The organism is Variovorax sp. dw_308, assembly GCF_019207085.1.
Taxonomy (GTDB): domain Bacteria; phylum Pseudomonadota; class Gammaproteobacteria; order Burkholderiales; family Burkholderiaceae_C; genus Variovorax.
Map to the genome: position 1 here is coordinate 1 of NZ_JAATOM010000061.1, position 5,389 is coordinate 5,389.

Annotated in this window: 5 protein-coding genes and 1 pseudogene; 2 read left to right on the forward strand and 4 right to left on the reverse strand. The window is 56.8% G+C overall.

Features of this window, described 5'->3' with window-relative positions:
* The 3 genes and pseudogenes from HCU76_RS35960 to HCU76_RS35970 all read right to left on the reverse strand — a co-directional run.
* Window positions 1-751: pseudogene (locus HCU76_RS35960) on the reverse strand (hypothetical protein); the annotation flags it as partial.
* A 3-nt stretch (window positions 752-754) separates the two neighbouring features.
* A complete protein-coding gene (locus HCU76_RS35965; RefSeq protein ID WP_218512013.1) occupies window positions 755-1,480 on the reverse strand; it encodes a hypothetical protein in 726 nt (241 codons plus the stop codon).
* Between the two features lie 9 nt (window positions 1,481-1,489).
* Window positions 1,490-2,938, reverse strand: a complete 1,449-nt coding sequence (locus tag HCU76_RS35970) for a hypothetical protein (protein ID WP_256354744.1) — start codon at window positions 2,936-2,938, stop codon at window positions 1,490-1,492.
* A 132-nt stretch (window positions 2,939-3,070) separates the two neighbouring features.
* On the opposite strand from HCU76_RS35970, the gene HCU76_RS35975 reads away from it, so the two are divergent.
* Entirely contained in the window at window positions 3,071-3,994 is a 924-nt protein-coding gene (locus HCU76_RS35975) for a YafY family protein (RefSeq protein WP_218512014.1), read from the forward strand.
* A gap of 269 nt (window positions 3,995-4,263) precedes the next feature.
* Here the strand turns inward: HCU76_RS35975 and HCU76_RS37070 are convergent, their stop codons facing one another.
* Window positions 4,264-4,860: a helix-turn-helix transcriptional regulator gene (locus HCU76_RS37070; RefSeq protein ID WP_256354745.1), complete on the reverse strand. Its 597-nt coding sequence runs from the start codon at window positions 4,858-4,860 to the stop codon at window positions 4,264-4,266.
* A 166-nt stretch (window positions 4,861-5,026) separates the two neighbouring features.
* Here HCU76_RS37070 and HCU76_RS35985 point away from each other — a divergent pair.
* On the forward strand, window positions 5,027-5,389 hold a 363-nt coding region (locus HCU76_RS35985), incomplete at its 3' end, for a hypothetical protein (protein ID WP_218512015.1).

Genomic DNA, 5,389 nt, shown 5'->3' on the forward strand with positions numbered 1-5,389 from the left:
GTTTCTCGCAGGTTTCGACCACGTTGCGACGAGCTTCCTCCGCCTTCTGCGGCTCAAGAGTCAGCCCGAGGAATTTACGAACAAATTCGGCCTCGGACTTGAAGTCGAGAAATCCGCTGTCCAATCCGCCCTCGGATTTTGAGAAGTTGACCTGCATTTTCAACATATCCAGGTCGATGCCGCGCTCTTCCCTCAGGTGCCGCTGCCAATCCTTCTGGTTGTTGCGAATCACGAAGAAGTCAGGCTGGGATTTCTGTTGCTCGTGCGCCCACTTCGAGAAATCCGAAATTGAAGGCGCCGGTGTTGCTGCGAGGCCCGGTGCCGGGATGTCGCGAAATCCGAGATGCGCCTTCTCCTCGAACGAAAAGAAGAGGCGATCGACTTCCATCGGCTCCGCGCTGGCACGCACCGAGACAACTTGGCCGATGATCAACCGATAAGGCTGACTGCCCGCGCTGCGTGGCGGCATCACCCACTCCGTGGCGATGACGCCAGGGATCCCGCTGTGGTCGAAGTACTGAGAGAAGCTCGCGTTATCGCTCTGCAGGCGCTTGAGGAACTTCGATTCGTGCGTCTCGAAACATGAAAAGATCAGGGCAAGCAGCGTAGTCTTGCCACCACCGTTCTCCAGATTCAGGATGGTGTCGGTCGCATCCCCAGAATCGACGTCGGTCAGGACCAACTCGGTCCCTGGATACCAGCTCGTGGTGTATCCGCAGTTGCCGAGGTACATGCGCGAGATTTTTTGCATTGCCTACCTTTGTTCAGCTGCGAGTTGGGCCATCTCATAGAGCCGGCGCAGCGCGAGTTCCCGAAGTTGTATCCGCAAGCGAAACGTTGCCGTGTAAGTGGCGGATGTTTCGTCATCCGCGTCTCGATCGAGGCGGACAAGCCCGCTTTGGAGCATGTTGTTGAGCGCCATCTTGATGAGGCCGACGATGGAACCAACTGTTGCGCGTTGGCCTGCGGGAATTGCCACCGGCATGGAAGCGATCAGTTCCCACCCGGGCGAAAGCTCGGGCGGGATTTCAGCTGGAAGCTCGCCGGTTTCCTTTAAGCGTCGTGCCAAGCTGTACAGCGTGTCGCGGAAGACCGCCACGGATGCGGGCGGAGGTGAGTAGTTCTCATCGTCCAAACCGTCGGTGGTTGGGAAGAACACGGCGGCGACTGCAATGTGCGAAAGCACGAGTGCAGCCTTTTGCTCTGTCGACATGCTTGCGCGAAGATCGCTCATCCGAATGGCAAAGCGACTGTCGCGCGATACGGGCACGACGATGAGCCCGCGAAGCTCACTCGCGTCGAGAATCTGAAGTTCCATGCCTTGGGCAACATCGGCCACTTGACTGCGAAATGAAGGATCCGCGCGAAACAGCGCAATCAACTGGCGGTACTCAGTGTCATTTATCGGAGACAGGGTTGTGTGGAGTGCCTTGTAAATGGCGCGGGAGGCGTTCAGCACGCTGGGTTCAGGGGCGAGCATTTTCGACTTCTATGCCGCCGTGAATTCGAGGTTCGCACCTTGTGCGACATCGCAGCGAAACTCGGCGCCCGTGAGCGAAACATTCACGTTGGCAAATTCGCTATCGGTCGGGGCAAAGGATCTCGACAGAGTAAGGGCGATGCACTGCCGCACAGGAAGAGGCAGCGCATCATTCATGGCGTGGATGAGCAGGTCATCGAATCGGCGTTTATGTCCCGCGATGAGCCTTTCGGTGATCCAGTCCCTTGCTTCGAGTACAACCTCGGGCAGAAACTGCGGGGGTACTGGAACATGCCTCTCGATCTCACCGGGTTCCCGATCCATCTGTACCTCCTCGGCACGTTGCTCCGAAAGCAGGGCAAGCACTGAATTCAGGTCGTAGATCTTCGGCATGACCGGCGGATACATTGCGCTCAAAAAGTGAGTTCCCTCTTCGGCAAGATCGGTGGCCGTCAGGTTCATGACCTGGGGCAGCAACTGCGACTCGAGGTCCGGGAGTCCTGTGGGGCGTCGAGCGCGGAAGACGGAGCGCTGCGCCTCAATGAATCGTTCAGACGATGTGCTGATGTCGATGGCCAACTGCATGCGCACCAGGCCGGCGTCTCCGACAGTCTTCAGAAGCTGTGTCAGGCTCTGACGGGTATTGATCTCGTCCGATGCGCGTAGGGCGTCCTGAATGGACTCCTCCATTCGCGCGTCCTCAGCTTGGCGCTGCCGAACATGAACCCGTGCGGCGTCCAGGCGTCCATTCATATCGCGGGACCAATTCACACTACCCGGGGAACGGTACGCCTGGTACAGGCGATCACGAATCAATTGGCGATACTCAATTGAAAGCTTTCGGGCACGCTTCGCGATCTCGAGTGCTGCCTCGAAGCGACCCCGCTGAACTAGAAGATCGAGCATCTTCTCCATGAGCACTTGCGCGTCTTCGGGCGAAAGATCAAGCATGCCCAAATACACAAGGTACCCTTCCTCCGTGGGCCTGTAGCGGTACACGTCTTCCGAGTCGGGCTCCCAACGAACGAGGCGAAAGCGATACTGCTTCGTGCTGATGCTGACCGCATCAAAATACTCGAAGCTGAACTCCTTGTACCCGGCCGCCTTGTTGTCGAGAGCATCGATCACGATGTTCGCGACTCGGCGGGATTGCTCCGGTGTTAACAAAGGCTTCATGCGCATGGCCACCGTGGAGAGGTGGTCCTGCAGTTCCTGGGAGGTACTACCCATTGAAATGGTGGTCGCCTCCATCATGGCGTCGAGGGCCGACATGGCGAGGTAGTGGGTATCCAGGCCCGCGAATGGCGAACTCTCGGCATCCTCTCCATTGCGAAGCTTGTTCAGCTCCAGCTGGAAGATCGGCCGCATCAGCAGCAAGTTGCGCTGCTGTCGCGACAGGTCCAACATCGACGATCCCTGGACCTCAGCGATGACTGGCGATGCAAGCTCCTCTTCCAACAAAATCGGCTCCTCGACGTTGCTTTTGCTGCTGGTTGCCGCGGCCCGAGGTGCGGGCGGCCGGCTTGGACGGGGAGTGTACGACGAATTATTGGATGTGTATAGCTACTAGATGCATGAGAAAATCTCGCCATGAAATCGGAAACAACAAAACAGCTAACAACCTTGTCCCCCGACTTTCGGTTCGGCGCCAACTGGTCGCAGGATCGGAGGCTCGAGTTCATAGATTTCAGGCTTCGATGGGAAGGTAAGCTCAACCGCGCCGATCTCACAGACTTTTTCGGCATTTCGGTCCAACAAGCGTCGCTGGATCTTGCGAGGTATATGGAACTGGCGCCTTCCAATCTCGCTTACGACCGTAGCCAGAAGATCTACTTGGCGGCAGACAAATTCGCGCAGCTTTTTCCCTCAAGCGACACGAGCAGGTTCCTGTTCGAATTGCTTGTCAGGGAGTTCGTCAAGGACAGCATGCTTGGGTTTTCGTTTGTTGGATGGACTCCTCCTATGGAGGCAGTTCCAAACCCAGGGAGGAATTTTGATGCCACAGTCCTTGCAGCGGTCGTCCGCTCGATTCGCGATCAGACGAGTTTGCGCGTTACTTACCAATCGATGTCAACGCCCAAGCCGAGCAATCGCACCCTTTCACCCCACGCCCTAGCCCACGACGGCTTTCGATGGCATACCCGCGCGTGGTGTCACGAGAGGAAGGAGTTTAGAGACTTCACGATCGCGAGGTTTCTCCAAGCTGTCGAAGTAAGCGACGTTCCTCAAATCGGTAGAGAAGGACCAGACAAGGACGTAGCCTGGAACACTATAGTGAAACTGGTCCTCGGACCGCACCCAGAATTGCCTGCGGCCAAGAGGCGGGTGATCGAGCTTGACTATGGCATGAAAGAGGGGAAGGTCGAGTTTGTGTGCAGGCAAGCCTTTCTCTTCTATGCCTTGAGGCATCTGCGTCTCGAGAGCGAATCTACCGCTACGCCAGAGGCTCAGCAGGTGGTTCTTCTAAATCGCAAGCAGCTGACTAAGCAAGGACTGTTGTCGTCTCCTAAGTAGTTTCATCGGGTGTAGACGATGCATCGTTTGTGGTGAAGAACCGCCAACGACTACACCTTTGACTTATGCGCGGTTGCGACCGGATGACCGGCTCAATGACTTCAGCGTTTCGCTCCGGTCGGCGCGCGAAGATCTTCGCCACGAACCCGAGCAGGTCTCGAGCGGCGGCGAAGGCGGCGCGATGCGATTTCACAGCGCGCGCTGGCCTAAAGGCAGGCACGAGCAGGCAGTCGTAACTTGCTTGCTCCGCGTGGCTCCCCCAGCACTTATCAGTTGGCTTTTTTGCTGGCCCTTTTCGCAGCAGCGCGCTCTTTCAGGTAACGCTGCTTGACGGAGACTATCAGCACCTCTGGTTCAACTTTCAGCGCGTAAGCGAGCCTGAACAGAGTCGTCAACGACGGAGACGTCGTCGCTACCTCAAGCTTTGCGACGAAAGATCGTGCTAAATCCGACTCATACGCCAAGTCGTCTTGGCTCATCTCGGCTTCAGTCCGTCGGCTTTTCACTTCACTCGCAAATGCCTTCAATAGCTCCTTGTCCTGGGTGCCTCGCATCCCAGCAACTGTTACAGTTCGCCCCGATTTATGGACCCCTGTGTATGGTACAAAACGGCTTTCGCAGCGAGTTACGGCTGAGTGGGCGAGCCCGCCCGGCACTGACGTGCTGTGCAGAACCAGCAAGCCGTGGTCTGGCTCGACACCGTCAGCACGGGGCTGAGCCGGTTGATCGAGCTGTCGCAAGGTTTGCGGACGTATGCGCATCGGGGACCAAATACTTTTTGTCGTTTCAACATTAACTCCGAATTTTGACTCTGACCACATAACAGGAATGCCATGCATCGCGTTGCAGAACTCGCCAAGGGTCATGGTTTCAGCGGACCAAAGCGGAAATCCAAGGGGCTTCTGCAGTGGCAAAGGAGAGCGGTCGAGGGTCGAGATGCACCGACGGGATGCTCGCCAGTGAGCAAGCAAGTCTTTCCGGCTCGACATTCAGTCGCAGGTGCCGGCCTGACTGAGTTTCAGGAAATCAAATATGAATCGTATGGAAGAGCTCAGAACTCGCTTCGGGTACATGTTCGAAGGCCCACACATCGGCTTGATCTTCTATGCCGGGTGGCTTCCGGACTTCGCTCGCACATGCGAAAAAATCGCCGCAGTCCTAGAGGAAGACAAGCGCGGCTTTCACTTCGTGCAAGTCAAGGAGAAGTTTGGTGGGGCGCGCTACTACTACAGCCTTGGCGGCAAGAAACGCAAGATCCTTGATGAGATCCTTGACGTACCCGGCGCTAGCCAATGGAAGACAGCCACCCAAAAGGGAGATCGGATCGCAGAGGAGATCGACCGGTTGATCAATGCAGCACAGCGACAATCGGGGGTGACCTGCATGATTTGCGGG

Bases quoted from the DNA above. Each gene is read 5' to 3' on its own strand.
- HCU76_RS35965 (WP_218512013.1), bottom strand. From the start codon at position 1,480: ATGCTCGCCCCTGAACCCAGCGTGCTGAACGCCTCCCGCGCCATTTAC.
- HCU76_RS35975 (WP_218512014.1), top strand. From the start codon at position 3,071: ATGAAATCGGAAACAACAAAACAGCTAACAACCTTGTCCCCCGACTTT.
- HCU76_RS37070 (WP_256354745.1), bottom strand. From the start codon at position 4,860: ATGACCCTTGGCGAGTTCTGCAACGCGATGCATGGCATTCCTGTTATG.